This is a genomic window from Dietzia sp. Alg238-R159 (genome assembly GCF_900537145.1).
Lineage (GTDB): Bacteria > Actinomycetota > Actinomycetes > Mycobacteriales > Mycobacteriaceae > Dietzia > Dietzia kunjamensis.
Window position 1 is genome coordinate 807,750 of the sequence record NZ_UNRI01000001.1, and the last position, 23,165, is coordinate 830,914.

Annotated in this window: 16 protein-coding genes and 1 pseudogene; 15 read left to right on the forward strand and 2 right to left on the reverse strand. The window is 72.2% G+C overall.

Translation table 11 applies throughout. The features are described 5' to 3' along the window. Nucleotides 1-50: 50 nt before the first annotated feature. From G6R20_RS03770 to G6R20_RS03810, 9 genes and pseudogenes are all read left to right on the forward strand, one after another. A pseudogene (locus G6R20_RS03770) lies at nt 51-1,689 on the forward strand (carbamoyltransferase C-terminal domain-containing protein). Next, a complete protein-coding gene (locus G6R20_RS03775; protein ID WP_163375596.1) occupies nt 1,686-3,305 on the forward strand; it encodes an HAD-IIIA family hydrolase in 1,620 nt (539 codons plus the stop codon). The pseudogene G6R20_RS03770 and the gene G6R20_RS03775 overlap by 4 nt, the downstream one beginning before the upstream one ends. Continuing rightward, on the forward strand, nt 3,305-4,402 hold the full coding sequence (locus tag G6R20_RS03780; protein WP_163375597.1) for a glycosyltransferase family 9 protein: 1,098 nt from the start codon (nt 3,305-3,307) through the stop codon (nt 4,400-4,402). Before G6R20_RS03775 ends, G6R20_RS03780 begins: the two co-directional genes overlap by 1 nt. Continuing rightward, nucleotides 4,390-5,361 (forward strand): glycosyltransferase, encoded by a 972-nt coding sequence (locus G6R20_RS03785; RefSeq protein ID WP_163375598.1) that lies wholly within the window; start codon nt 4,390-4,392, stop codon nt 5,359-5,361. The genes G6R20_RS03780 and G6R20_RS03785 overlap by 13 nt, the downstream gene beginning before the upstream one ends. Next, nucleotides 5,358-7,187 carry a glycosyltransferase gene (locus G6R20_RS03790; protein WP_163375599.1) on the forward strand — a complete coding sequence of 610 codons (1,830 nt, stop codon included), beginning with the start codon at nt 5,358-5,360 and terminating at the stop codon, nt 7,185-7,187. The genes G6R20_RS03785 and G6R20_RS03790 overlap by 4 nt, the downstream gene beginning before the upstream one ends. After that, entirely contained in the window at nt 7,177-8,550 is a 1,374-nt protein-coding gene (locus G6R20_RS03795) for a PfkB family carbohydrate kinase (protein ID WP_163375600.1), read from the forward strand. Before G6R20_RS03790 ends, G6R20_RS03795 begins: the two co-directional genes overlap by 11 nt. Further along, on the forward strand, nt 8,540-9,625 hold the full coding sequence (locus G6R20_RS03800) for a glycosyltransferase family 9 protein (RefSeq protein ID WP_240341251.1): 1,086 nt from the start codon (nt 8,540-8,542) through the stop codon (nt 9,623-9,625). The genes G6R20_RS03795 and G6R20_RS03800 overlap by 11 nt, the downstream gene beginning before the upstream one ends. Next, nucleotides 9,622-10,593, forward strand: a complete 972-nt coding sequence (locus G6R20_RS03805) for an NAD-dependent epimerase/dehydratase family protein (RefSeq protein ID WP_163375601.1) — start codon at nt 9,622-9,624, stop codon at nt 10,591-10,593. The genes G6R20_RS03800 and G6R20_RS03805 overlap by 4 nt, the downstream gene beginning before the upstream one ends. A 137-nt stretch (nt 10,594-10,730) precedes the next feature. Continuing rightward, the gene (locus tag G6R20_RS03810) at nt 10,731-12,164 is read left to right on the forward strand and encodes an MFS transporter (protein ID WP_163375602.1); all 1,434 of its coding nucleotides are present in this window, start codon (nt 10,731-10,733) and stop codon (nt 12,162-12,164) included. Between the two features lie 148 nt (nt 12,165-12,312). Here the strand turns inward: G6R20_RS03810 and G6R20_RS03815 are convergent, their stop codons facing one another. Further along, complete coding sequence (locus G6R20_RS03815; RefSeq protein ID WP_163375603.1) at nt 12,313-12,819, reverse strand: MarR family transcriptional regulator; 507 nt, start codon at nt 12,817-12,819, stop codon at nt 12,313-12,315. A 158-nt stretch (nt 12,820-12,977) separates the two neighbouring features. Here G6R20_RS03815 and G6R20_RS03820 point away from each other — a divergent pair, with 158 nt between their 5' ends. Together G6R20_RS03820 and G6R20_RS03825 are read left to right on the forward strand one after the other, a co-directional pair. Beyond that, nucleotides 12,978-14,528, forward strand: a complete 1,551-nt coding sequence (locus G6R20_RS03820; protein WP_163375604.1) for a succinate CoA transferase — start codon at nt 12,978-12,980, stop codon at nt 14,526-14,528. 36 nt (nt 14,529-14,564) lie between these two features. Further along, the gene (locus G6R20_RS03825; RefSeq protein ID WP_067716721.1) at nt 14,565-15,974 is read left to right on the forward strand and encodes an acyclic terpene utilization AtuA family protein; all 1,410 of its coding nucleotides are present in this window, start codon (nt 14,565-14,567) and stop codon (nt 15,972-15,974) included. Nucleotides 15,975-15,984: 10 nt separating this feature from the next. Here G6R20_RS03825 and G6R20_RS03830 read toward each other — a convergent pair whose 3' ends face one another. Then, nucleotides 15,985-17,592: a class I adenylate-forming enzyme family protein gene (locus tag G6R20_RS03830; protein WP_083249509.1), complete on the reverse strand. Its 1,608-nt coding sequence runs from the start codon at nt 17,590-17,592 to the stop codon at nt 15,985-15,987. Between the two features lie 135 nt (nt 17,593-17,727). On the opposite strand from G6R20_RS03830, the gene G6R20_RS03835 reads away from it, so the two are divergent. Genes G6R20_RS03835 through G6R20_RS03850 form a run of 4 tightly spaced genes read left to right on the forward strand, consistent with a single transcriptional unit; the run spans nt 17,728 to nt 23,160 of the window. Beyond that, nucleotides 17,728-18,546, forward strand: a complete 819-nt coding sequence (locus tag G6R20_RS03835; RefSeq protein WP_067716716.1) for a TIGR03084 family metal-binding protein — start codon at nt 17,728-17,730, stop codon at nt 18,544-18,546. Beyond that, nucleotides 18,543-20,366 (forward strand): acyclic terpene utilization AtuA family protein, encoded by a 1,824-nt coding sequence (locus tag G6R20_RS03840; RefSeq protein WP_067716712.1) that lies wholly within the window; start codon nt 18,543-18,545, stop codon nt 20,364-20,366. The genes G6R20_RS03835 and G6R20_RS03840 overlap by 4 nt, the downstream gene beginning before the upstream one ends. Next, nucleotides 20,363-21,565 carry an acyl-CoA dehydrogenase family protein gene (locus G6R20_RS03845; protein WP_082923930.1) on the forward strand — a complete coding sequence of 401 codons (1,203 nt, stop codon included), beginning with the start codon at nt 20,363-20,365 and terminating at the stop codon, nt 21,563-21,565. The genes G6R20_RS03840 and G6R20_RS03845 overlap by 4 nt, the downstream gene beginning before the upstream one ends. Continuing rightward, complete coding sequence (locus G6R20_RS03850) at nt 21,562-23,160, forward strand: carboxyl transferase domain-containing protein (protein ID WP_067716709.1); 1,599 nt, start codon at nt 21,562-21,564, stop codon at nt 23,158-23,160. The genes G6R20_RS03845 and G6R20_RS03850 overlap by 4 nt, the downstream gene beginning before the upstream one ends. The last annotated feature ends 5 nt before the right edge of the window (nt 23,161-23,165 follow it).

Consider the following 23,165-nt stretch of genomic DNA (forward strand, 5'->3'; position numbering starts at 1 on the left):
AACCGGCTGAACGGTGGCCACTTCCCCCCATCCGGGTCTATGGTCGCGCCATGATCGTTCTGGGAGTCAATGCCACCTTCCACGATTCGTCCGCCGCTCTCGTCGTCGACGGACGGGTGGTCGCCGCCGCCGAGGAGGAACGGTTCTCCCGCCGCAAGCACGCCAAGCGTCCGGTGCCGTTCTCCGCGTGGGAGCTGCCGGAGTTGTCGATGCGCTGGTGCCTCGAGGAGGCCGGCCTCACGCTGGCCGACCTCGACGCGGTGGGGTACGCCTTCGACCCCGCGCTGGCCGAACTGCAGCCCGACGACCCCTTTGACTGCGTCCGACTGGACTACGTGCGGCGAGCGCCCGACTTCCTCGCCGAGGCGCTGCCCGGTCTGCCCGCGGACCGGGTGCGGTTCGTCGAACACCACGTCGCGCACGCCGCCTCCGCCGCCCTTGCCGGCCCGTACCGCACGTGCGCGGTCCTCGTCAACGACGGTCGCGGCGAACGGCACTCGCAGCTGGCGGGACACTACCGTGACGGTGAACTGGAGATCTGCCACCGCCAGGAGCTGCCCGATTCGCTGGGCCTGTTCTACGAGTCGCTCACCGAGCACCTGGGATTCCGGCGCTCGAGCGACGAGTTCAAGGTGATGGCGCTGGCCTCGTACGGCGAGCCGCGTTTCCTGCCGGAGCTGCGCGAGAGCCTCCACGCGAATCCTGACGGCGGTTTCACCGCGCGCGCCCCGGAGTGGGAGCGGTTCGCGCCCCGCCGCGTCGACGACGGCACCTGGGGTGGCGCGCACGCCGACCTCGCCGCGTCGGTGCAGGCGGGTGTCGAGGAGGTGCTCGTCGCGAACGCCCGGTGGCTCCACCGGCAGACGGGGGAGCGGGTACTCACGATGGCAGGCGGCACCGCGCTGAACTGCGTGGCCAACACGAGGATCTGGCGCGACGGCCCGTTCGACGAGGTGTGGGTCCAACCGGCGTCCGGCGACTCCGGCACCGCCCTGGGGCGGCGCTGCACCTGGCGCGCGAGCACGACGACCTCGCCGCGGGTGCCGTGGACCCGGCGGCGGGACGGGGATGGGACGACGACGAGCTGGCGCAGTGGCTGACCGCGGCCCGCGTGCCCTTCACCACCCCGGATGATCTCACGGTCGAGGTGGCCGACCTGCTGGCGGACGACGGCGTGATCGCGTGGTTCGACGGGCGTAGTGAGTTCGGTCCGCGGGCGCTGGGGCGCAGGTCCCTGCTGGCCAATCCGACGCGGGCGGAGAACGTCGAGCGACTCAATGACGTCAAGGGCCGTGAGCAGTTCCGACCCGTGGCCCCCATGATCCTGGCGGAGCGTGCCGCGGAGATCGTCACCGACGGCCCGCTGCCCAGCCCGTACATGCTCTTCGTGCACACGGTGCGGCCGGAGTGGCGGGAGAAGCTGCCGGCGGTCGTCCACACCGACGGCACCGCGCGGGTCCAGACCGTCTCCGACTCCGACACCCCCGCGTCGCCGCCCTGCTGCGCGCCTTCGAGGCCCTGACCGGCGTTCCGGTGCTGATCAACACGAGCCTGAACACGGCGGGCCGACCGATGGTCGACGATCCCCGCGACGCCCTCGAGCTGTTCGGGTCGGCGCCGGTGGCGGCGCTGGTGCTCGGGCCGCACCTCGTGCGGCGGGCGGACTTCGTCACCGGCGGTGACGCATGAGCCACGCGCCCCGCTGGGCGGTCGTCGTGCCCACCATCAGCCGTCCGTGCCTACAGGCGATGCTCGACTCCCTGGCGACCCAGCGGACCGACGACTCCCATCCCGCGCCCGCGGAGGTGGTGCTCGTCGACGACCGGCCGGGAACCGTCGACCCGTTGACGGCGAGCCTGCCGGGCGTCGACTGGCCGCTGCGCGTGGTCCGCGGCTACGGACGCGGGCCCGCGGCCGCACGAAACCGTGGGTGGCAGGCCACCCACGAGACGGATCCGACGTGGATCTCCTTCCTCGACGACGACGTGATCCTGCCCGACGGATGGCTGGTGGGACTCGTGGACGATCTGACGGCGTGCGGCTCCGACACGGGCGCCACGCAGGGGTCGATCCGCGTCCCGCGACCGACCGACCGCCCGCCCACGGACTGGGAACGCAACGTCGCCGCGCTCGAGGGCGCCGACTGGGCGACCGCGGACATGGCCTACCGTCGCGCGGCCCTCGAGCAGGTGGCGGGCTTCGACGAGCGGTTCCCCCGCGCCTTCCGCGAGGACGCCGACCTCGCGCTCCGGGTGCGGCGCGCGGGCTGGTCGCTCACCCGCGGCGCGCGGCACATCATCCACCCCGTGCGCCCGGCCGACGACGGGGTGAGCCTGCGCCTGCAGGCGGGCAACGCCGACGACGCCCTCATGCGGAGGCTGCACGGGCCGCGCTGGCGTGAGGTGGCACAGGCCCCGGGCGGCGGATTCGGCTATCACGTGGCCACCGTGTCCGGGGCGCTCGTCGCGGCCAGCGGCGTCGCCACGGCGTTCGCCGCGAGCGCGTGGGCGCGTGCCGTGCCCGGCGCAGGATCCTCGAGCAGGCCCGCGGCACGCGGCGCGACCGGTACCGCCCGCGTGGCCGGCGCGGTGGCCGGCGTCGGTGCCCTGGCGTGGGCCGGCCTCACCGCCCGCTTCCTGGCCATCCGACTCGGACCCGGCCCCCGCCCCGGCTACCCCGAGTTCCGCGCCGAGGTGCGCCGGATGGTCCCGACCTCGCTCACCATCCCGTTCGCGGCCGTCCGCCACCGGATCGACGGGTGGCGGCGCCACCGGGACGCCACGCCGTGGCCGCCGACGCCCCGCGCCGTGCTGTTCGACCGCGACGGCACCCTCGTGCGGGACGTGCCCTACAACGGCGACCCGGCGGAAGTCGCGCTCATGCCCGGCGCCCGCGAGGCCGTCGACCGGGCCCGCGCGGCCGGCCTGCCCGTGGGCGTGGTCTCCAATCAGTCCGGCGTCGCCCGCGGACTGCTCGACGAGGCGGCGGTCCGCGCGGTCAACGCCCGGGTCGACGAGCTCCTCGGCGGGATGGACACGTGGCGGTACTGCCCGCACGGGCCGGGGGACGGGTGCGGCTGCCGCAAGCCCGAACCCGGCCTCATCACCCGCGCCGCCGCCGACCTCGGCGTCGACCCGCGGCACTGCGTGGTGATCGGGGACATCGGCGCCGACGTCGAGGCGGCGCTCGCGGCGGGCGCCCGACCGGTCCTCGTGCCGACCCCGGTCACCCGCCGGGAGGAGGTCCGGGACGCCCCGCGTGCCGTCCCCGACCTCGTGACGGCGGTGGACGAGGTGCTGCACTGATGGGGCGCATCCTGGCGGTCCGGCTCGACTCCGACGGCGACGTGCTCCTCTGCGGCCCCGCCCTGACCATGCTCGCCGGGACCGGTGACGCGGTCGACCTGCTGGTCTCCTCCCAGGGCCTCGCGGCCGCCGGGCTCCTCCCGGTGGTATCCGACGTGCTGGTCCACGACGCCCCGTGGTCGGGGTTCCGCCCGCCGCCGGTCGACCGCACCGCCACCGCCGGACTGGTCGACCGGATCGCGTCCGGGAGATACGACCGCGCGGTGGTGTTCACCTCCTTCCACCAGAGCCCCCTGCCGATGGCGCTCCTGCTGCGGCTGGCAGGGGTGCCGTTCATCGCCGCCGCCAGCGTGGACTATCCCGGTTCGTTGCTCGACGTGCGCGTCCGCCGCGAGGACCCGCCCGGCGGCGGGCACGAGGTCGAGGCCGCCGTGGAGATCGCCGTCGCGGCCGGGGCCCCGCGCCCCGCCGAGATCCCCGGCCTCGCCGTGCGACATCCGCTCCCCGACGTGACCGCATTGCTCCCGGGCGACGGGCGCGACCTCGTCGTCGTCCACCCCGGCGCCTCCGTCCCCGCCCGGTCCCTCACACCCGCCCACGCCGGCCGTATCGTCGCCGCACTGCGCGACGCCGGGTACCTCGTCGCCGTCACCGGAGGCCCCGGCGAACGCGAGCTGGTCGCGCAGACCCTCGCCGCGTGCGCGGGCGGAACCCACGGCACCGGAGGCGTCGACGAATCCCACGGCACCGGCGGTGGCGTCGTCGACCTCGCCGGGCGCACCGACCTCGCGCAGCTTGCCGCGGTGCTCGAGCATGCGGCCGCGGTCGTCGTCGGCAACACCGGGCCCGCCCACCTCGCCGCGGCGGTCGGCACCCCCGTCGTCTCCCTGTTCTCCCCGGTCGTCCCCGCGGAGCGGTGGGCCCCCTGGGGGGTACCCGTGCGCCTCCTCGGTGACCAACACGCGCCGTGCCGGGGAACCCGCGCCCGCGAGTGCCCGGTCGACGGGCACCCGTGTCTGACGAGCGTCCCGCCGGACGAGGTGGTCGCCGCCGTCACCGAACTCGCCACCGTGAGGAGGTCCCGATGCGCATCCTGATCTGGCACGTCCACGGCTCCTGGACCACGTCCTTCGTCCAGGGGGCCCACGAGTATCTCGTGCCGCTGCTGCCGGACCGGGGCCCCGACGGCCGTGGCCGCGCCCGGACGTGGGACTGGCCCGCCCCGGTCTCCGAACTCGGACCGGATCAACTGCGTGCGCAGGCCTCGGACGGCGGGATCGACGTGGTGGTCCTGCAACGCCCACACGAGATAGACCTGCTGCGCGACTGGACGGGCCTGCGGGCCGGCGTCGACGTGCCGGCCGTCTACGTCGAACACGACACCCCCCGCGAGCACGCGGTCACCTCCCGTCACCCGATGGCCGGCCAGGACCGGGTGCCCGTCGTCCACGTCACCCGCTTCAACCGCATGATGTGGGACTGCGGATCCGCGCCGACCCGCGTCGTCGAGCACGGCATCGTGGACCCGGGGCGGTCGTGGACGGGGGAGGACGACAGCCTCGCCGTCGTCGTCAACGAACCGGTACGCCGTGGCCGCATCGCCGGCACCGACCTCGTCGTGGACCTCGGACGTCACGTCCCCCTCCACGTCTACGGGATGGGGATGGGCGAGCTCGCGGAGCTCGCCCCGCACCTCGCGCCGACGCTGCACGAGAACCCGCCCCAGGCCGAACTGCACCGCACGCTCGGCCGCCACCGCGCCTACTTCCACCCCTACCGGTGGACCAGCCTCGGCCTGGCCCTGCTCGAGGCCATGACGCTCGGCATGCCGGTCCTGGCGCTGAGCACCACCGAGGCGCCCCGCGCGGTTCCGCCCGAAGCCGGCCTGCTCAGCAACGACCCCGACGAACTACTCGCGCGCGCCCGGGAATGGCTACACGACCGCGACGCCGCCGCGGCGGCGGGTGCCGCCGCCCGCGAGCACGCACTGCGTCACTACGGACTCGGCCGCTTCCTGGCGGACTGGGACACCGTCCTGCAGGAGGTGACGACATGAGGATCGCCCTGGTTTCGGAACATGCGAGCCCCCTGGCCGCACTCGGGGGAGAGGACGCGGGCGGGCAGAACGTCTACGTCGCCGAACTGGCCACCGGGCTCGGCGCGCGCGGCCACGACGTCACCGTGTACACCCGTAGAGAGTCGGGCTCGGCACCCGAGACGATCCCTCTCGCTGACCGCGTGCACCTGGTCCACGTCACCGCCGGCCCGCCGGCCCCGCTGCCCAAGGACGAACTGGCCCCCCACATGGACGAGTTCGGGCGTGCGCTCGCCGGGCACTGGCTCGCCGAGGGCGTCCCCGACGTCGCCCACGCCCACTTCTGGATGTCCGGGCTGGCCGTCCAGCGGGCCCGGCAGACGGTCGATGTGCCTTTCCTCCAGACTTTTCACGCCCTCGGCGTGGTCAAACGGCGTCACCAGGGTTCGGCCGACACCAGCCCGCCCGGTCGACTCGCCGACGAGGTCGCGCTCGCGACAGGCGCCGACGCCGTCACCGCCAGCTGCCGCGACGAACGCCGCGAGCTCGTCGACCTCGGCACCGACCCCGACCGGATCCACGTCATCCCCTGCGGCGTCGACCTCGACCTCTTCCACCCCGACGCCCACCACACCCGCGCGGACGGCCTGCCGCCGCGACGCGACGGATACCGACGGATCGTCTCCCTCGGGAGGATGGTCCCGCGCAAGGGCATCGACCACGCCATCCGCACGCTCACCTCGATCCCCGACGCCGACCTCGTCGTGGCCGGCGGAGCGGACCGCGGTGACCTGGACCGCGACCCCGAGGCCGTGCGGCTGCAGGCGCTCGCCCGAGAACTCGGGGTCGACGACCGGGTGACCTTCACCGGGCGGCTCGGCCGCCGGGACGCCGCGGCGCTGCTCGCCTCCGCGGACGTCGTGGTGGTGACCCCGTGGTACGAGCCCTTCGGGATGGTCCCGCTCGAGGCCATGGCCTGCGGCCGCCCCCTCGTGGGCACCGCCGTGGGCGGATTGCTCGACTCCGTCGCCGACGGGGTCACCGGACTGCTCGTCCCACCCGGCGACCAGGCGGCCGTCACCCGCGCGGTGACCGAACTGCTCGACGACCGCGATCGCGCGGAGGCCATGGGCGTCGCCGCACGCCGCCGTGCCCGGGACCTCTTCTCCTGGGAGGGCGTCGTGGACGCGACCCTCGACGCCTACGCGGACGCCGCGAGGACGGCCGGCCCGCGCGCCGCGGGGGACGCCACACCGGCCAGCGGGTGGCTCGAATCGCATCTCGCGGGACTGCATTCCGCCCTCGACGACGTCGCCCGGCACGGCCCCACCCTCGACCGGTGGGCGAGCCGGCTCACCGCGCGCCTGCTCGACGGCGGCCGCCTCCTGGCCGCCGGCAACGGCGGCAGCGCCGCCGAGGCGCAACACTTCACGGCCGAGTTCGTCGGGCGCTTCGTCGACGACCGGCGCCCCGTCTCGGCGATCGCCCTGACCTCGGACCTGTCCGGGATCACGGCCATCGGCAACGACTACGGCTACGAGGAGGTCTTCGCCCGCCAGGTCGAGGCGCACGCATCACCGGGAGACATCCTCGTGCTGCTGTCCACGAGCGGGACCAGTGACAACGTCATCGCAGCGGCCCGCCGGGCGCGCGAACGCGGGGTCATCACGTGGGCGCTGACCGGAGGCGCGCCCAGCCTGCTCGAGGAGGTCTGCGACGAGACGATCCGGGTCGCCTCCTGCAACACCGCGCTGATCCAGGAGTGCCACCTGGTGCTCCTGCACGCCCTCGCGGCTGCCGTCGACGCGCGGCTGCCCCGGCGTCGAGGAGTGGATAATGCACGCTGACCCCGTTGCCGTCGTCGGAGACGTCGTCCTCGACCGTGATCTCGAGGGCACGTCATCCAGGCTGTGCCCCGACGCCCCGGTCCCCGTCGTCGACGCCGACCACACGTTCGTGAGTCCCGGCGGCGCCGGGCTGGCGGCGCTGATGTGCGCGCGGATCGACAGGGTGCCACGAGTCCGGCTCGTCGCGCCGTTGGCGGACGACGCCGCAGGGGAGACGCTGCGGTCCGAACTCGCCGACATCGAAGTCCGCGCCCTGGGGCACGAGGGCGGCACCCGGACCAAGACGCGCATCCGTGCCGGCGGCCAGACGCTGCTCCGGGTGGACGACGGTGGGCCGGCCTCCCCGCGGGACATCGACCCGGACCAGCTGGCGGACGCGCTGTCCGGGGCGGTCGTGCTCGTCAGCGACTACGGGGCGGGGACCACCCTCGACCCGGCGGTCCGCGCCGGGCTCGAACAGGCCGCCCGCGACGGTGACGTCGTCTGGGACCCGCACCCGCGCGGTGGGCCGCCCGTGCCCGGGTGCGCGGTGGTGACCCCGAACCTGGCCGAAGCCCTCGACGCGGCGGTCGCCCTCGGCGTGGAGATCGACCCGGCACGGCCGGGAGACCTCGCCCGGACCCTCCGCCGGGCCTGGGACGCCCGCGCCGTGGTCATCACCGTCGGCGCCGACGGTGCCTGGCTGGCGGAAGGGGAGGAGGTGCGGCAGATACCGTCGGGCGGGCGCGAGGCCGGCGACCCGTGCGGTGCCGGTGACCGCGTCGCGGCGTCGATCGCCGCATCGCTGAGCCGGCGGGAGTCGGCGGCCACCGCGGCGGCCCGGGCCGTGGCCGACGCCTCCCGGTGGGTTGCCGAAGGCGGCGCCTCCGGATTCCGCGGCCGCGGCAACCAACCGGCCCCGAGCCCCCTCGACGGCTTCGCCCACCGCATCGCCCGCACCCGCGAGGCGGGCGGGGTGATCGTCGCGACCGGCGGCTGCTTCGACGTCCTGCACGCCGGGCACGCACAGTACCTGCGCGCCGCCCGCGAGCTGGGCGACCTGCTGGTGGTCCTGCTCAACTCCGACGCCTCCGTACGCAGGCTCAAGGGCACCGGTCGACCCGTCAACCCGCTCACCGACCGACGCGCCCTGCTCGAAGCGCTGGCGAGTGTGGACGCGGTGGTGGTGTTCGACGACGACGACCCGCGTCAGGCACTGGACGCTCTGCGGCCCGACGTGTGGGTCAAAGGCGGTGACTACCGCGTGGCCGACCTGCCCGAGGCCCCGCTCGTCCACGGCTGGGGAGGCCGGGTGGAGATCCTCCCGCTCCTCTCCGGGCGGTCCACCACCTCGATCCTCGATCGGATCAGCGATGCCGGCTGAGCCCTACTCCGCCGAGGCCCTCCGGGCGGCCGGGATGCCCACTCGAGTCGACACCTCCCGCGGGGAACCGTGGGCGGTGCGACCGGAGGACATCGGTCCCGGAGATGTCCTCGCCCTCCGGGCGCTCGGCATGGGGGACGCACTCACCGGCATAGCGCCCCTGCGGGGGCTGCGGCGGCTGGCGCCGGGGTCCCGGCTCGTCCTGGCGGCCCCCGCCGGGGTCGGCGGTTGGCTCGCCCGTCTGGGCGTCGTCGATTCCGTCCTGCCGACCCCCGGTCTGGTGCACCTCGGCCCGATCGGCGGAGGACAGATCGCGGTGGACCTGCACGGCAACGGCCCGGCCAGTCGCGGCCTGCTCACCGCCACGGACCCCGGCCGCCTCATCGGGTTCGACTGCCCCGAGGTGGGGCACACCGGCCCGCCCTGGCGTCGTGACGAGCACGAGGTCCACCGCTGGTGCCGGCTGGTGAGCGACGCCGGCGGACCGTGCGGGCCCGAGGATCTCCGCCTCGCGGACCCGGCCGATCCCGCCGATCGCCATGACCGGCCCTCCGGCGGGGCGTCCGACGGGTGTGTCGTCGTCCACCCCGGCGCCGCCGCACCGTCGCGTCGATGGCCGGTCGAGCGGTGGGCGGTCGTCACGCGTGCCCTGGCCGACGTCGGGCACCGGGTGGTGGTCACCGGCTCGGCAGACGAATCCGCGTTGACGGCCGAGGTCGCCGCGTCGACTCCCATGGCGACCGACGCCGGGGGAGCGCTGGACCTCGACGCACTGACCGACCTCGTGGGAGGCGCCGCACTCGTCCTCAGCGGGGACACCGGCATCGCGCACCTGGCCACGGCTCTCGCCAGCCCGTCGGTGGTCCTCTTCGGCCCCGTCCCGCCGCGTTGGTGGGGGCCGCTCATCGACCCGCACCTGCACCGCGTCCTGTGGCACGGCGACCCGGACGCCGACACCTGGGGTGATCCCCACGGCGGCGTCGTCGACCCCCGCCTGGACGCGGTGGGGACCGACGAGGTGCTGAGCTCCGCTTTCGACCTACTTAGCCACGACACGGGGAGGACCACAGCATGACCCGAACCATCGACAGGGCCGTCGTCACCGGAGGCGCCGGATTCCTCGGCAGCCACCTGTGCACCGAACTCCGCCGCCGCGGCGTCGAGGTCGTCGCGCTGGACAACTTCCTCACCGGGACCCCGGACAACCTCGCACACCTGGCCGCCGACACCGGCTTCCAGCTCATGGAGCGCGACGTGACGGACTACGTCCACGTCCCGGGGAAGGTCGACCTCGTCCTGCACTTCGCGTCCCCGGCGTCGCCGATCGACTACCTCAAGTTGCCCATCCACACGCTCCGGGTGGGATCACAGGGAACGCACAACGCCCTCGGCCTGGCCCGCGACAAGGGCGCCCGGTTCGTCCTGGCCTCCACCTCCGAGGTGTACGGCGACCCGCTCGTGCACCCCCAACCCGAGACGTACTGGGGCAACGTCAACCCGGTGGGCCCGCGAGGGGTGTACGACGAGGCCAAGCGGTACGCGGAAGCCCTCACCGAGGCCTACCGCACCACCCACGGCGTCGACACGGCGATCGTGCGCATCTTCAACACCTTCGGCCCGCGTATGCGCCCGCACGACGGCCGGGCGATCCCGACCTTCATCCGCCAGGCGCTCCGCGGCGAGGACCTGACCGTGGCCGGTGACGGCTCCCAGACCCGGTCGGTGTGCTTCGTCGACGATCTCGTGCGCGGGATCCTGGCGTTGGCGGAGTCGGGGCATGCGGGGCCGATGAACATAGGCAACCCCAACGAACTGGAGGTACTGGGGATCGCGCGCGATGTCATAGACGCCGTCGGATCGGCATCGCGGGTGCGATTCATCGATCGCCCGGTGGACGATCCCCAGGTGAGGCGCCCGGACACCGGACTGGCAACAGAGGCGCTGGGCTGGGCACCGGAGGTGTCGTGGGCCGACGGCCTCGGGCGCACTGTCGAGTGGTTCAGGAACAGGTCAGCACGGGAGGTCGCAGCACCGCGGTCGTGATCCACATCACCCCCCATCCACTTTCGGGTGTACCGGGTGTGGTGCCAGTCACATATCTTTCCCTCAATCGACGTTCATCCGTCGGGGATCACGCACCGCGCCGGGCCCCACCCGGCCCCACAGGACTGGAGCCTGACTTGACTGCCACGAACCTCCCCGCAGGGAATGCGACGCCACCGTCGTCGCCCCTGACACCGGAGCCCAAGAAGACCTCGCTCGCGAAGGTGGCGGCGGCCTCCTCGATCGGAACGACGATCGAGTGGTACGACTTCTTCATCTATGGCACGGCCGCCGCGCTCGTGTTCCCCACTCTGTTCTTCCCGGGCCAGGACGCCGCGGCCGCGACGCTCTCGTCCTTCGCGACGTTCGCGGTGGCGTTCTTCGCCCGCCCGGTCGGTGCCGCCCTCTTCGGTCACTTCGGAGACCGCATCGGTCGTAAGCGCACCCTGGTGTGGACGCTGTTCATCATGGGCATCGCCACCGTGTTCATCGGCCTGCTCCCCGGGTACGGCACCGGGGCCTTCGGAATGTTCGAGGGTGGCATCGGCATCTGGGCCCCGACGCTCCTCGTGGTCTGCCGCTTCTTCCAGGGCTTCGCGGTCGGCGGCGAGTGGGCCGGGGCGACCCTGCTCACGGCCGAGTACGCGCCGGAGGGTAAGCGCGGGATGATGGGGATGTGGCCGCAGCTGGGCGTCGCCTTCGCGTTCTTCCTCTCCTCGGGCACGTTCCTCATCTTCTCGCTGGTCGCCGGCGACAGTTCTGACGTCAGCAGCCCGTTCATGCAGTACGGCTGGCGTATCCCGTTCCTGCTGTCCGCCGTGCTGGTGCTCATCGGCCTGTGGATCCGCATCTCCATCGAGGAGACCCCGGTCTTCAAGCAGGACCGGGCCCTGGCCTCCGAGGACGCGGCACCCAAGACCCTGCCGTTCGCTGATGCGCTCCGCTACCAGTGGAAGGAGATCCTCATCGCCGGTGGCGCGCTCACCTCGCTGTTCTCCCTCTTCTACATGGGCACCTCGTTCCTCACGAACTACGCCACCAAGAACCTCGAGCACACCCGCCCGTTCGTCCTGGGTATGGGCATGATCGCCGCCCTGATCTTCGGCGCCGCGATCGCGATCTCGGCCATGTACTCCGACCGGATCGGCCGCAAGAAGGTCATCGGCACCTCGGTGGCGCTGGCCGTGGTCTGGGCGCTGTTCGTGTTCCCGATCCTCGACACCGGGTCGCCGATCGCGTTCGCCATCGTCCTCTTCGTCACGCTCATCATCTTCGGCATCGCCTACGGCCCGGCCGGCGCACTCCTGCCGGAGTTGTTCCAGGCCCGGTACCGCTACACCGGCGCCGGCCTCGGCTACAACCTCGCCGGCATCCTCGGTGGCGCACTGCCGCCACTGGCCGCCGCCGCGATGGTCGCCGCGGGCAACACCCTCGGCGTCGGGATCATGCTCTCGTTGCTGTCCGCCATGTCCATGCTGTGCGTGGTGGCCATGACGGAGTCGAGCAAGAACGTGATGAACGCGGATGCCGAGATGACCGAGGACCGCACCCTCGCCGCCGAGGTGCCCTGATCCACACCTGACGGATGCCCAGGCGCTCACGGCCCCGGGACACTCCCTCCCCTGAACAGCCGCGCCCGGCCCCACCCGAGAGGGGGCCGGGCGCGGTGTCGTGTGTGGACCTGCCCGTCGTGTGTGGACCCGCCCTGTAGGGGAGCGGTCAGAAGTCGCCGGCGGACCGGCGCAGGGACGCGATGGCCTCGATGAGCGCCACCTGTTCCTCCTGCTCCATCCCCGGGTCGGCGAACACCCCGGCGTTGAGTGCGGCGGTGGCCTCGGCCACTACGCGCCTGCCGTCGTCGGTGATCTCCACCAGGGTCGTCCGCCCGTCCGTGGGGTGCGGCCGTCGCTCCACCAGCCCGGCGTCGAGAAGACGCTTCATCGCGCTGGTGACGCTGGTGACGTGGACCTGGAGGCGCTCGGAGGCCTTGGTGATGGGCAGCGCTCCCGAACGGGAGAAGGCGAGCAGTCGGAGGAGCTCGTAGCGGGGGAACGACAGGTTCCACGGTCGCAGGGTCTCCTCGACCCGGGCCAACAGGATCTGGTGGGCCCGCATCACCGAGGTCACGACCGTCATCCCCTGGGCAGCGTCCGCCCACCCCTCGCGCTCCCAGTTGGCGCGCGCCTGGTCGATGCGGTCGGGGATCGGTGCGGTCCTGGGGGACAAGGGTTCACTCCTGGCGGACGCGGCGGGGTTGAACGGCCGAGTCTATCCGCCCGGACCCCGTCCGACCGGAGACCTGCGGAGATCGGAGCGGCACCGAGTGGGGGTGATCACGTCTTCGTCGAAAATGGAATTTCCGACACCGGCGATAGGCTCCGCGTATGAGCACCTCCGTCCATATGCGGGGCACCGCCTGCGACCCCTCACGCATCCGCCATCCCCATTTCCGGGGACTGGTCACCGACGCAGCCTCCGCGGTGGAGCGGATCGCCGACGGCGACACGGTGGCGATCAGCGGTTTCGCCAGCGCGGGCACCCCGAAAGCGTTCGCCCCTGCGCTCGCGGACCGGATCCGCGCCGTCCGGGCGGCCGGTGGTGACTTCAGTGTCAACCTGCTCACCGGCGCGTCGGTGGCGAACGAGGCCGAGGCGATGCTCGCCGAGGTCGACGGCATCGCGCTGCGGATGCCGTACCAGAGCGAGCCCACCGCCCGCGGCAAGATCAACTCGGGCGAGATGGACTACGTGGACGTCCACCTCTCTCACGTGGCCCAGCAGGTGTGGCAGGGCCATTACGGCGACGTGGACGTCGCGGTGGTGGAGGTCGCGGCCATCACGGAGGACGGCGGACTCGTCCCGGCGATGTCGGTGGGTAACAGCAAGACGTGGCTCGACGTGGCCGACAAGGTGATCCTCGAGGTGAACTCCTGGATCCCGGAGGGCGTCGAGGGCATCCACGACGTCTACTACGGCACGGCGCTCCCGCCGCATCGCAGGCCGATCCTGCTCTCGCGGGCCGACGACCGGATCGGTCAGCCCCTGCTCGAGGTGGACCCGGCCAAGGTCATCGCGGTGGTGCCCACCGATCAGCGGGACTCCGCCAGCGCTCTGACCAAGCCCGACGAGGTGAGCAACGCGATCGCGGGCCACGTGCTGGAGTTCTTCCACCACGAGGTCGCGTCCGGTCGGATGCCCGCGGGGAGCCTCCTCCCGTTGCAGGCCGGGATCGGCAATGTGGCCAACGCCGTCCTGGCCGGACTGGCGGCGGGGTCGTTCTCGGACCTGAGCTGCTACTCCGAGGTCATCCAGGACTCGATGCTCCAGCTCATCCGGGAGGGCACGGTCGCCCACGCCTCGGCCACCGCGCTGGCGTTGTCCGCGGACGGACTGACGGAACTGGTGGACAACTTCGACCTCTACCGCGACCACATCACGTTGCGCCCGCAGGAGATCAGCAACCACCCGGAGATCGTCCGGCGGCTGGGGATCGTCGGCATGAACGGCATGCTCGAGGCGGACGTCTACGGCAACGTCAACTCCACCCACGTGGGCGGGACCCGCATCATGAACGGCATCGGCGGGTCCGGTGACTTCACGCGTAACGGATACGTGTCGATGTTCCTCAGCCCGTCAACGGCCAAGGACGGGGCGGTCTCGGCGATCGTGCCGATGGTCCCGCACGTCGACCACACCGAGCACGACGTCCAGGTGATCGTCACCGAGCACGGCCTCGCCGACCTGCGCGCATTGAGCCCACGCAAGAGGTCGCGTCTCATCGTGGACCGGTGCGCGGACCCCGTCTTCCGACCACTTCTGCACGACTACCTCGATCGGGCCGAGGCCCGTCCGGGTGCCGGCAACACGCCACATATCCTCGAGGACGCCTTCTCGTTCCACACGCGCCTCGCTGCCACGGGGAGCATGCTGGGGTAGGCGTCCGCCCCAGATCGACTAGGAGTCCGAGGATCGATGACGAGCACCCAGAGCCCCCTGCGCATAGGTAACGTCTCGGCGTCGCGGGCAGACCGTGCCACGGCGACGGCCGAGTTCCTCGCGGCCGCGGCGCTGGACGTGCTCGCGCTCGACATGCTCTCCGACGAGGCGATGCTCGATCTGGCCGAGCAGCGGTCCGCGGGCGGACCGGGTTACGAACGGGCGGCGCTGGTCCAGATCGGCGAGTGTCTCGGGCAGCTCGGCGCCGGGGGCGTGCGGATCGTCACCAACGCGGGCGCACTGGACCCCGAGGGCCTCGCCGCCGAATTGCGGTCCGTCGCCCGGGACGCGGGTCTGGACCTGGCAGTGGCCTGCGTCGATGCCGGTGACGTGACGGACCGGACGACCGAACTCGGTCTCGGTGGGGCCGATGTCGCGACGGTGCGTCACGGGGCGTTCGGCATCTCCCGGGCGTTGGCGGCCGGCGCCGTCGTCGTCGTCACCGGGCGCGTCAGTCGCGAGGCCCTCGTCGCCGGCGCCGCGGCGGCCCACCACGGCTGGACGCCGTCCGCCCTGGACTCCCTCGCCGGATCGGTCGCGGTGGGGCACGTGCTCTCCGGTGGCCCCGGCGCGACGGGGGTCGTCGACTCCACGACCGATGTCACCCGCACCACCGATCCGGTCACCGGGGGTTACCCCATCGCGGAGATCGCCGACGACGGGTGCGCGGTCGTCACGCGCCATCCCTCGGCCTTCGGGTCGGTCACCGTCGGGACCGTCACCGATCAGCTCCTCGACGGCGTCGCCGGGGCGCGGTACGCGGCGCCCGACGTGGTGCTGCGGCTCGACTCCCTCAGGCTTGCGCAGGAGGGCACCGACCGGGTCCGGATCAGCGGTGCCCGTGGTGAACCGGCCCCGCCGGTCGTGGCGGTGGTCGCCATGACACGGGGTACCGGTGGCGACCGGCGTCCCGTGCGGGTCGCCCGCCCCCTGGCGCAGGGGGAGACGGGGCACTCCGTGGTCATGCCCGACGGCGCCCGCGTCACGGTCCCGGTGCCGGTCGAGACCGCGCCCATCGGGCCGGGGGAGTTACCGACCCCGTGGACTCCGGGCGCCGTCCCGGGCGGGGAGCCCGTCACCGCCGTCCTGGGCTCGGTCGCGAGTGTGCGACGCGGGGTGGTCGGCCGCGGGGTCAACATCGCGGTGTGGACATGGGACGACTCGGCGTTCGCCTGGTTGGCCGGGGAGCTCACCGTCGAGCGGATCCGTGAACTCATCCCGGGTCTCGACGGTATGGACATCCGGCGCTACCTGCTGCCCAATCTCCGGGCGGTCAATCTCGTGGCCCGCCCGCCACGGGGCGAGGTGCTGCGGCCCGGGCTCGGAGCCGACCTCACGGCGGCCCGCCTGGAGATCCCCGGCGAGCTCCTCGAGGTCGGCCCCTGACCCCGCCCTGTCATTGCGCCGCCCGCAGCTCGGCCTTTCGGATCTTCCCGGTCGCCGTGCGGGGGATGGAGTCGACCACCACGACGTCGCGCGGCCGGTGCGAGGGGGAGAGCCGCTCCGCGCCGAACTCCATGACCGAGCCCTTGAGATCGTCCTCGGCCGGTGCGCCCTCGGCGGGCACCACGACTGCGACCACGAGCTCGCCCCACTTGGGGTCCGGGCGCCCGACGCAGGCGACCTCGGCGACGTGCGGGTGGTCCATGAGGACCCGCTCCACGTGCATCGAGGAGACGTTCTCGCCGCCGGACTTGACGATGTCCTTGACGCGGTCGGCGAACCACACGACCCCCTCCCGGTCGATACGCCCCAGATCGCCGGAGTGCAGGCGGCCGCCCACGAACGCCGCGGCGTTGGCCTCGGGGTTGTTCCAGTAGCCCTCCATCACCGTCGGTCCGCGGTAGACGATCTCGCCTTCCTGGCCGACGGGCATGAGCTCGGCACCGCCCGGTTCGCTGATCCGGTTCTCCGCGATCGGGGTGGGGTAACCCCAGGAGTCGGACTTGTCCGGATTGAGCTCGGGCCACTGCATCACGGTGGCCGGGGTGCACTCGCTCATCCCCGAGGCCAGCGCCATCCTGGCGTCCGGGAGCGCGGACTCCAGGCGTCTGCGCATCTCCTCGGACATCGGGGCCATGGCGTAGAGCAGGAACCGGATCGAGGACAGGTCGAGGCCGCGGTCCCTGCCGTCGGCGAGGGCCTCCAGCATGAGAGGCAGGCCGACCAGGTGGGTGGCGTGGACCCGGGCGACCGTGTCGGCGTATTGGACCGGGTCGAAGCCCGGCAGGAGGTGGACGGTCGCGCCCATGGTGACGGCGGACAACAGGACCCCGTTGAGGCCGGCGGTGTGGAAGAGGGGGAGCGGGCAGACCGTGACCGAGGCCTCGGCTCCCCAGTTGAGGCCGAAGACGGCCCCGTTGCCGAGCGCGGCCATGGTCACCGCGAGGTGCGAGGTGAGGACGCCCTTGGGGCGTGAGGTGGTCCCGGAAGAGTAGAGGCACTGCACGACCTGGCGGTCGCCGATCACCGTGTCGGGATTGGTGTCGTCGTCGGCCAGGAGGTCGTCCCACCCGATCAGCGCGGGACCGTCGGCGGGGGCCTCCAGGCCGTCGGGCACGCCTCCGACGACGACGACGGTGCGGATCGCGGGAATGGCGGCGACCGCTCCCATCACCAATTCCGCGAGTGAACCGTGGACCACGAGGATGCGGGTCCCCGAGTCGGTCAGGGCGTGCTCGATGTTGTCCAACCCGGACAGGAGGTTGATGGGCAGCGAGACCATCCCCGCCTTGGCCGTCCCGAAGTAGGTGGCGACGAACTCGCGGCAGTTCATCGACAGGAGCGCGACCGGTTCCTCCGCCTCGATCCCGTGCGCGGTCAACCCGTGGGCGAACCGGTTGGACACGGCCTCGAGCTCGAGATACGTCCACGATCCCGCGTCGTCCGTGAGGGCGGTCCGGCCCGCGAACGTGGCCGCCGCCCGGGTGGGGAGGTCACCCACCGAGCAGCGGCGGGCCAGGGCGTGGTCGACGGGGTCGATCCCGGTCAGATCTAGTCGCACGGTGTCTCCGTAAGGGGTCGGGGCCTCCCGCATCAGAAGTGACGGGGATCACCACGGCAAAGACTTCCAGGGGTGGCGGACAAAAGCAAGCAAGCACGCTTGCTTTATTCGTGGGGAGGTGGGATCGTTCTCGCCATGACCAAGCCCCAGCCCTCCGAGACGGAGGATCCGCACGCGGCCCTCGCCGCACTCAACGCCCGGGTGGACGAGCTCGTCGAGACCGTCGGGGCCGATCGCTGGAACACCGATACCCCGGCCGAGGGCTGGGACGTCGCGATGCAGATCGCCCACCTGGCCTGGACCGACGAGGTCTCCGTCACCGCCATCCGCGACGCGGAAGCCTTCCAGGCCGTGGTGGACAAGGCCTCGTCAGACCCCACAGGCTTCGTCGACGCCGGCGCGGCCGAGATCGCCGCCACCGGTCGCGACGAGGTCCTCGCGCGCTGGCGCCTCGCCCGGGGCGAACTCGCCGACGCGCTCAAGGCCGCCGACCCGGGGGAGAAGATCCCGTGGTTCGGCCCGCCCATGCGGTCCAAGTCCATGACCACCGCCCGGATCATGGAGACCTGGGCGCACGGCGTGGACGTCGCGGACGCCCTGGGCGTGGGCGTCGACACCGACCCGGCTTTCCTCGGCGCCCTCCCGCACGTCGCCCGTCTGGGCTGGAAGACCCGCGCGTTCGCCTACATGATGAACGGGCTGGAGGCACCCGCCTCCGAGGTCCACGTCGCCCTCACACAGGCCGACGGCACCGTCCTCGAGTTCGGCCCCGCCGACGCCGAGCAGCGGGTCACGGGCCCGATCCTCGACTTCTGTCTGCTGGTCACCCAGCGTGTGCACCTCGACGACACCGCTCTGGAGGCGGACGGCGAGGACGCGCTGGGATGGCTCCGCATCGCCCAGGCGTTCGCCGGACTCCCCGGCAGCGGCCGTGAGAAGGGAGCACGAGCATGACCTCGTCCACGTCCACGCCGTCCACCCCCGGACCGTCCACCCCCGCGCCACTGCGCGTCGGCAACATGTCCGGGTTCTACGGCGACCGCATCTCCGCGATGCGCGAGATGCTCTCCGGCGGCGAACTCGACGTCCTCACCGGTGACTACCTGGCCGAGCTGACCATGCTCATCCTCGGCCGCGACCGGATGAAGAGCGCCGAGCTCGGTTACGCCAAGACCTTCCTGCGCCAGCTCGAGGACTGCCTCGCTCTGGCACTCGAGAAGAACGTCAAGATCGTGGCCAACGCGGGTGGGGTCAACCCGGCCGCGCTGGCCGACGCCATCCGCCAACTCGCGGATCGGCAGGGTCTGCCGGCGAAGGTCGCCCACGTCGAGGGCGACGACCTCATCGCCCGGATCGGGGAGCTCGACGTCCCAGAGGACGCCGGGTTCCCGGTCACGGCCAACGCCTACCTGGGCGCCTTCGGCATCGCACGGTGCCTCGACGCGGGGGCCGACATCGTGGTCACCGGCCGCGTCACGGACGCGTCCGTGATCGTCGGCCCGGCGATCAGTCACTTCGGTTGGGGACGCGACGACCTGGACGCACTCGCCGGCGCCACCGCCGCGGGCCACGTCATCGAGTGCGGCACGCAGGCCACCGGCGGAAACTACGCCTTCTTCAACCGCGGCGAGATCGCCGACCCGGTGAAGCCCGGCTTCCCGATCGCCGAGATCGCCGCCGACGGCACCTCCGTCATCACCAAGCATGCGGGAACCGGGGGCGCGGTCACCGTCGGCACCGTCACCTCGCAGCTGCTCTACGAGGTGACCGGCGCGCGCTACGGCGGACCCGACGTCGTCACCCGACTCGACACCGCCGTGCTCGAGCAGGAGGGTGCCGACCGCGTCCGGATCTCCGGCGTCGTGGGCGAGACGGCACCGCCCACCACCAAGGTGTCCGTCACCTGCCTCGGCGGCTTCCGCAACGAGATCACGTTCCTGCTCACGGGCTTGGACATCGAGGACAAGGCGGCCCTGGTCGAGCGCCAGCTCCTGGCCGGGCTCGAGCGCGAGCCGGCGCAGCTGGACTTCCGCCTGCACCGCACCGACCACCCCGACGCCGACACCCAGGCCGCCGCGACCGCGCTGATGACCATCGTCGCCTGGGACCCGGACTCCGACGTGGTCGGTCGAGCGTTCTCCGATGCCGCGGTCGCCATGACCTTGTCCAGCTATCCGGGCGCCACCCCCAGCGCGCCGCCCGGCCGCGGGGGACCGTACGGCGTGTACATCCCCGCCTACCTGGACCAAAACGAGGTGCCGCACATCGCGGTCCTGCCCGACGGGACCCGGGTCGACATCGACCCCCCCGCCAGGACGGAGGAGATGGGCGACGGCCACGCCTCCGACGGACTGGACGCCGACGGCAACCCGCTCGTTTCCGCAGTGCCGGTGACGGGGTCGACCCGCCGGCGCCCGCTGGGCGACGTCCTCGGGGCCCGCTCCGGCGACAAGGGCGGCACCGCCAACATCGGACTGTGGGCCGGTGACGCCGAGGCCTACGCCTGGATGCGAGACACCCTCACCGTCGACGAGCTGAGACGCCTCCTGCCCGAGGCCGCGGAGTTGCCGATCGAGCGCTATGAGCTGCCGAAGCTGGGCGCGGTCAACTTCGTCATCGACGGACTGCTCGGCAAGGGCGTGGCGCACGGTTACCGCTGGGACCCGCAGGCCAAGGGCCTGGCGGAGTGGCTCCGCTCCCGGGTCGTCGACATCCCCGACCACATCAACGCCCCCGTGACCGCCGCACCGGCCCAAGCGAAGGAGAACGAGTGACCATCCCACGCCGTACCGTCCCCGCCGTCCCACCCCATGTGCCAGGCGACCCCTGGTACTCCGAGGAGCGTCTCGCGCTGCGCGAGGCCACGACCCGCTTCGCCGAGCGGGAGATCCTGCCCCACCTCGACGAGTGGGAGGCCGCGGGCTCGATCCCGCGCGAGCTCCACCGCAAGGCAGGCGAGCTGGGACTGCTCGGGGTCTCGTTCCCCGAGGAGGTCGGCGGCGGTGGCGGCGACGCGATCGATTCGATGATCGTGTGCGAGGCGCTGCACGAGGCCGGAGTGTCCGGCGGCGTGTTCGCGTCACTCTTCACCTGCGGCATCGCGATCCCGCACCTGGCCCAGTCCGGCACCCCGGAACAGATCGAGCGCTGGGTCAAGCCCACCCTCGCCGGCGAGATGATCGGCTCCCTGGCCATCACCGAACCCGGTGGCGGATCGGACGTCGGCCACCTCACCACCACGGCCCGGCGGGACGGCGATCACTACGTCGTCAACGGTGCCAAGACGTACATCACCTCCGCGACGCGCGCCGACTTCGTCGTCGCCGCCGTCCGTACCGGCGGCGAGGAGCTCAAGGGCGCCGCCGGTGTGAGCCTGCTCGTCATCCCCACGGACACCCCGGGCTTCCACATCTCGGCGCCGCTCGACAAGCTCGGCTGGCGCGCCTCCGACACCGCCGAGCTGACGTTCACCGACTGTCGGGTGCCGGTGGAGAACCTCGTCGGCGCGGAGAACGACGGCTTCGCGCAGATCGGGATCGGCTTCGTCGGCGAGCGCGCCGCGCTGGCCGCCCAGGGATACTCCCAGGCACAGCGCTGCCTCGATCTCACGCTGGACTGGGTCCGCGAGCGGGAGACCTTCGGACGCCCGCTGCTGTCCCGGCAGGGCGTGCAGAACACGGTCACCGAGATGGCCCGTCGGATCGATCTCGCCCGCACCTACACGCACCACTGTGTGAACCTGGCGGTGTCGGGGCAGGACGCCATCGCCGAGGTCTGCTTCGCCAAGAACACCGCCGTCGAGTGCGCCGAATGGGTCGCCAACCAGGCGGTGCAGCTGTTCGGAGGACTCGGCTTCATGTCGGAGTCCGAGGTCAGCCGCCAGTACCGCGATGTCCGGCTCCTGGGCATCGGGGGCGGCACGACCGAGATCCTGACCACCCTCGCCGGACGACGTTTGGGGTTCACGGCATGACAATCCTCCGTTCCACACTGGACACCACCAGCGCCGAGTTCGGTGCCGCGAGGCAGGCCATGGAGGGCAAGCTCGACCAGCTCGCCACGGATCTCGAGCCGGCACTGTCCGGCGGTGGCGAGCGCAAGGTCGCCCGCCACCGCGAGCGCGGCAAGTTCACCGCCCGCGAGCGGATCGACATGATCCTCGACCCGGAGTCCCCGTTCCTGGAGTTGTGCGCGCTCGCCGCGTGGGGCTCCGACTTCCAGACCGGTGCCTCCGTGGTGGCCGGGATCGGTGTGGTCGAGGGCGTCGAGTGCCTGCTCATCGCCAACGATCCGACGGTCAAGGGCGGCACCTCCAACCCGTGGACGCTGCGCAAGGTCCTCCGTCTCAACGACGTGGCCATGAAGAACCGGATCCCGGTCATCAGCCTCGTGGAGTCCGGTGGCGCCGACCTGCCCACGCAGAAGGAGGTGTTCGTCCCCGGCGGCGCGCTCTTCCGCGACCTGACCCGCCTGTCCAAGGCCGGCATCCCCACCATCGCCGTGGTCTACGGAAACTCCACCGCCGGTGGCGCGTACGTGCCCGGCATGAGCGATCACGTCGTCATGATCGAGGAACGTTCCAAGGTCTTCCTCGCCGGCCCGCCGCTGGTCAAGGCCGCCACCGGTGAGATCGCCGACGAGGAGACCCTCGGTGGCGCCGACATGCACGCCCGAGTCTCCGGCCTGGCCGACCACCTGGCGGTGGACGAGGCCGACGCTGCCCGCTTGACCCGGGGTATCGTCCGCCGTCTCAACTGGACCAAGGCCGGGCGCGCCCCGCGTGCCCAGGTCGCGGAGCCGCTGTACGGCACCGACGAGCTGCTCGGGATCGTCCCGGAGGACCTCAGGATCCCGTTCGACCCGCGCGAGATCATCGCCCGGATCGTCGACGGCTCGGTCTTCGACGAGTTCAAGCCGCTGTACGGCGCGAGTCTCGTCACCGGTTGGGCCGAGCTCCACGGTTACCCGGTCGGGATCATCGCCAACGCGCGCGGCGTGCTGTTCAGCGAGGAGGCCCAGAAGGCAACCCAGTTCATCGAGCTGGCCAATCGATACGACACACCCCTGCTGTTCATGCACAACACCACCGGCTACATGGTCGGGTCGGAGTACGAGCGCGGCGGCATCATCAAGCACGGCGCGATGATGATCAACGCGGTCTCCAACTCCGAGGTCCCGCACCTGTCGCTCATCACGGCCGCCTCCTACGGTGCCGGCCACTACGGCATGTGTGGCCGCGCGTTCGACCCCCGGTTCCTCTACACCTGGCCCAGCGCCAAGTCCGCCGTCATGGGTGGGCAGCAGCTCGCCGACGTGGTCACCTCCGTCGCCGCGGCCGCCAGCGCCGCCCGCGGTCAGGAGATGGACCAGGAGACCATCGACGGACTCAAGACTGCGATCGCCGACCAGATCGAGAAGGAGTCCCTGCCCGCCTTCCTGTCGGGGATGCTCTACGACGACGGCGTCATCGACCCCCGCGACACCCGGACGGTGCTGGGCCTCAGCCTGTCCGCGATCCACTCCGGAGAAGTCGCCGGAACCGACCGCTTCGGCGTCTTCCGGATGTGAGGAAC

Coding starts and splice junctions, on each gene's coding strand:
- G6R20_RS03775 (WP_163375596.1), top strand. CDS start 1,686: ATGAGCCACGCGCCCCGCTGGGCGGTCGTCGTGCCCACCATCAGCCGT.
- G6R20_RS03780 (WP_163375597.1), top strand. CDS start 3,305: ATGGGGCGCATCCTGGCGGTCCGGCTCGACTCCGACGGCGACGTGCTC.
- G6R20_RS03785 (WP_163375598.1), top strand. CDS start 4,390: ATGCGCATCCTGATCTGGCACGTCCACGGCTCCTGGACCACGTCCTTC.
- G6R20_RS03790 (WP_163375599.1), top strand. CDS start 5,358: ATGAGGATCGCCCTGGTTTCGGAACATGCGAGCCCCCTGGCCGCACTC.
- G6R20_RS03795 (WP_163375600.1), top strand. CDS start 7,177: ATGCACGCTGACCCCGTTGCCGTCGTCGGAGACGTCGTCCTCGACCGT.
- G6R20_RS03800 (WP_240341251.1), top strand. CDS start 8,540: ATGCCGGCTGAGCCCTACTCCGCCGAGGCCCTCCGGGCGGCCGGGATG.
- G6R20_RS03805 (WP_163375601.1), top strand. CDS start 9,622: ATGACCCGAACCATCGACAGGGCCGTCGTCACCGGAGGCGCCGGATTC.
- G6R20_RS03820 (WP_163375604.1), top strand. CDS start 12,978: ATGAGCACCTCCGTCCATATGCGGGGCACCGCCTGCGACCCCTCACGC.
- G6R20_RS03825 (WP_067716721.1), top strand. CDS start 14,565: ATGACGAGCACCCAGAGCCCCCTGCGCATAGGTAACGTCTCGGCGTCG.
- G6R20_RS03835 (WP_067716716.1), top strand. CDS start 17,728: ATGACCAAGCCCCAGCCCTCCGAGACGGAGGATCCGCACGCGGCCCTC.
- G6R20_RS03840 (WP_067716712.1), top strand. CDS start 18,543: ATGACCTCGTCCACGTCCACGCCGTCCACCCCCGGACCGTCCACCCCC.
- G6R20_RS03850 (WP_067716709.1), top strand. CDS start 21,562: ATGACAATCCTCCGTTCCACACTGGACACCACCAGCGCCGAGTTCGGT.